Consider the following 4,000-nt stretch of genomic DNA (forward strand, 5'->3'; position numbering starts at 1 on the left):
ACCGATAATCGCATGAAAATCACGTACCATCATCGGGTATGGATGGGGGCCAGCTACCGAACCCAAAATATAGTGAGTGGTTTCGACATTTGTCACCCAATCCCGGATAGCCTCAGATGTGGCATCCTTGAGAGTACCAGTACCGGCAGCTACCGGACGCACTTGTGCGCCCATCAGCCGCATTCTAAACACATTTAATGCTTGGCGTTCCATATCGTGAACGCCCATATAAATCACACATTCCAACCCAAAACGAGCGCAAACTGTCGCCGTAGCTACACCATGTTGTCCAGCACCAGTTTCAGCAATAATGCGTTGCTTACCCATGCGCTTCGCCAACAACACCTGTCCGAGAGCGTTATTAATTTTGTGCGCGCCTGTGTGATTGAGGTCTTCTCGCTTTAAGTAAATTTGCGGCCCGGAACCATCTGGCCTCGCATAATGAGCAGTCAAGCGTTCCGCAAAATACAAGGGTGTAGCACGTCCTACATAGTCCTTTAGCAGTTGTTGAAGTTCTGCTTGGAAGTTGGGATCATGGCGGTATTGCTGATAAGCTGCTTCTAATTCCGCTAAAGCAGGCATTAAGGTTTCCGGGACGTACTTACCGCCAAAGCGTCCAAAGCGTCCTTGTGTATCGGGAACCGGAGAAGTAGAGGGAGAACTTGGAGAAAGGGGAGTAGTAGTCACGGAAATCATTTTAATGATGGGACAGCTTTATTATTATAGGTAAAGACTGAGGCAGAGAAAACAGACTGTTTGACTACATCTAGCCCACTGATTGGATTTGTTAATGTTAGGCTAGAAATGGATTTGCAGGCTTATGTACCATTGCCTCTCAAGTTTTTCTCGCTCAAAATTTTATGTCTTCTTCCAATTCCCATTCTTCAGACAAGCGTTACGCCTACCGCGAGTTTGGTGACGACAACTCTGCCGCCACAGCCAGACCAACTCCCGAATTACCGCCGAAACAACAAAATATCAGAATCCAAGCCACCCGCGCAGGACGCAAAGGTAAAACAGTTACTGTGATTACTGGTTTTCAAGCCAAGCCAGAAACCTTGACAGATTTAGTCAAGAAGTTAAAAACTCAGTGCGGCACTGGTGGCACAGTTAAGGATAATGAAATTGAAATTCAAGGCGATCACAAACAAAAAATTTTAGAAATTTTAACCAATCTTGGCTATAAAGCTAAAATTAGCGGCGGTTAGTGGCAAAATTACCCAGCCAAAATTCTGGAATCAAAATCATTTCTAGGGTAGTTAAAGCAAGAAATGTATTCATCTAGTTAGTAGATCCTCAAAAGGAGGTTGACATGGATTTAGTGCGAATTCTATGCGCGATTTTCTTCCCACCTCTGGGAGTGTTTTTACAAGTGGGAATAGGCAAGGATTTTTGGATTAATATCCTGTTAACGTTTTTGGGTTATATCCCCGGAATTGTTCATGCTGTGTGGGTGATTGCCAAGAAATAATGATTCACATCTAGGTTAATTTTCGCTGTCACTATTGCTGATCATGTAGGGAATAAATAATAATTTGAAAAAATCTCTCTAGACACGAATGCAATTCACGACTAGAGAGATAAAATTTGATGACTATCAAAGATTTGAGTTGCCTAGGCTATACTAACTCAATCTATCTTACAAATCAGGAGGGATAATAACTTTGTTAATGACATGGATTACGCCATTACTAGCTTTGATGTCTGCTTGTACTACCTTAGCATCATTGACATTGACACCCATTTTGGGGTCAACTTTGACATTGATGGCACCGCCTTCTACACTTTTGACTTCGCCAGATTTTAAATCAGTGGATAAGACAGTACCTGGAACAACATGATAAGTCAACAGCTTGACTAATATTTCTTTGTTCTCTGGTTTCAACAAATCTTGTACAGCGTCTTGAGGTAATTCAGCAAACGCAGCATCAGTAGGCGCAAAAACTGTTAAGTTATCTTTGCCTTGCAGAACTTCTGTCAGTCCGGCAGCTTTGATAGCTTTAGTTAACATTGTAAAAGAACTGTTAGACTCTGCCAATGCTAACAAAGTTTTGCCTTGAGTATCTGGTGTCTCAGTGGTTGGTACTTGTGTTTCAGGTGTGCTAGGTTTTACTTGTGGGGTGGTAGTAGTTGGGGTGGTGCGATTACCACGATTGTAGGGAGCTTCATTGAAAATACTGGGTCTAGGATTTAGTTTATCCCCTCCTGTATTCTGTGAAATCTGCTCTTTATGGTGGTGTTTGCTTTTTGTAGTCTCGGTGAGAGTCTCAGTCTGGCTATGTTGGCTGTTTACCTGTACACGTTGACTGCGGTTGTAGGTAGCTTCTTTGAAAATAGAGGGATGGGGATTTAATACTTCTCTTGCGCCAGATGGTGCGGTAGTCAGGAAACTTACGCCTGCAATACTAAACACACTAGCCAAAGTGGTCAATAGTTTGCTGTAATTTACCTTCATAAATTTCGTTTGTTTTGATTTTACAGCTGTTACATAAAGACTTATAACACTTTGTTACCAATAAAAGCTAACTATCCATGAGAATTTTTTACCAAAATATTATCAGTAGGATTGTGACCTGACTTGCTCACGAACTAAAATCAGAACAATGGTGTTCTCTGGGCTGTTTTTTTACCAAAAGCTTTGTCAACAACTGTATCTCATCCCCATAGAACATTGCCTTCTTCAAACTTGAGTTAATTCTTGATTTATTGGCGGATAGGAATTTGTTGACCACACTAAAATATACAACATCAATATTTGAATAAAATTAATGTTTTTAGTGGGGTTAGGCAACAAATATAGCAATCAGCTAGATACATAATGGATGAATTATTTCTGTAGTAGTCTGGGAAAATTTATATATATTTTTACAAGTATATGGATAAATAACTATATAATTTTAAGTAGATGTATACGATGTAGGAAAAACTAAAGAAAAATTTTACGGTTGCAATTGTGAGAATTTGAGTTTGTGTAGGGAGATTTATTGAAAATATTGTGTCATTTAATATTCTTATAAGTTTAAAAATTAATGAAAGCAAAAATGTGTAAACCTGCAAAAACTTACCTAAAGTTTCAGTTTTTTAACTGATAAATCTGTCTAATAATTCATGGTTTGCTCAGGAAAATTACTTGAAGTGAAGATACAATTATAGAGTTGTTCAAATAATCAGCAACCAGGAAGACAATATGTTAGAATTATACCAATGGGAACTATCTCACTACTCAGAAAAAGTGCGGTTGATTCTAGATTATAAAGGGTTAGAATACCGCAAAATTGAAGTCACACCAGGGATTGGGCAGGTAGACCTATTTCGCTTGACTGGACAGAAGCAAGTGCCAGTCTTGAAGGATGGTAACAAATATATTGCGGATTCTACAGAGATAGCTAAGTATTTAGACTTGGAGTATCCTGAGCGTCCACTAATACCAAAAGATCCAAAAAGAAAAGGTCTAACTTTAATGATGGAAGAATGGGCAGATGAATCAATAGGGATTAAAGGTAGAAAGGCGTTATTCTCTGCGATTAGTCAAGACCAAAATTTCCGCAAGTCGTTACTACCTACCTCAACACCAGATGTTTTAAAAACGCTAGTGGAAGGTGTACCTAGTGATTTTCTGACGGTTTTGGGGTTTGGTGTTGGTTATAGTCCAGATGTGATCAAATCAGCGATCGCAGATTTAAAACAAGACTTAGAAGCATTGACTCTATTATTGGCAGATAGTCCTTATTTAACTGGAGATGAACCCACCTTAGCTGATTTAGCAGTCGCAGGTTTATCTATATTGTTAAAATTCCCTGAAGGAGCGTACCTAGATTTACCAGCAACCCTCAGAGGTAAAGGTGTACCATCCATAGCTGACAACCCTGATTATGCACCGTTTTTTGAGTGGCGCGATCGCATCTATGCCCAATTCCGCAAACCTTTAATTGGTGTGCCTCCCACTGGTTCAGCACCTACTTCTATTCAGATTGAATAGATAAGAGAGTAGGGAGTAGGG

5 protein-coding genes are annotated in these 4,000 nt (G+C 39.9%); 3 read left to right on the forward strand and 2 right to left on the reverse strand.

What is annotated here, in order from left to right:
- A partial coding sequence (locus AACS98_RS19580) for a pyridoxal-phosphate dependent enzyme (protein WP_232317182.1) occupies positions 1-687 on the reverse strand: 687 nt, incomplete at its 3' end.
- Positions 688-860: 173 nt separating this feature from the next.
- On the opposite strand from AACS98_RS19580, the gene AACS98_RS19585 reads away from it, so the two are divergent.
- Positions 861-1,208 (forward strand): translation initiation factor, encoded by a 348-nt coding sequence (locus AACS98_RS19585; RefSeq protein ID WP_066382955.1) that lies wholly within the window; start codon positions 861-863, stop codon positions 1,206-1,208.
- Between the two features lie 104 nt (positions 1,209-1,312).
- Positions 1,313-1,471, forward strand: a complete 159-nt coding sequence (locus AACS98_RS19590) for a YqaE/Pmp3 family membrane protein (protein ID WP_082803730.1) — start codon at positions 1,313-1,315, stop codon at positions 1,469-1,471.
- Between the two features lie 168 nt (positions 1,472-1,639).
- Here the strand turns inward: AACS98_RS19590 and AACS98_RS19595 are convergent, their stop codons facing one another.
- On the reverse strand, positions 1,640-2,455 hold the full coding sequence (locus AACS98_RS19595; RefSeq protein ID WP_066382957.1) for a fasciclin domain-containing protein: 816 nt from the start codon (positions 2,453-2,455) through the stop codon (positions 1,640-1,642).
- A 732-nt stretch (positions 2,456-3,187) separates the two neighbouring features.
- On the opposite strand from AACS98_RS19595, the gene AACS98_RS19600 reads away from it, so the two are divergent.
- Positions 3,188-3,979, forward strand: a complete 792-nt coding sequence (locus AACS98_RS19600) for a glutathione S-transferase (RefSeq protein WP_066382959.1) — start codon at positions 3,188-3,190, stop codon at positions 3,977-3,979.
- Positions 3,980-4,000: the final 21 nt, after the last annotated feature.

It is taken from the genome of Anabaena sp. CA = ATCC 33047 (genome assembly GCF_963870205.1).
GTDB lineage: Bacteria > Cyanobacteriota > Cyanobacteriia > Cyanobacteriales > Nostocaceae > Trichormus.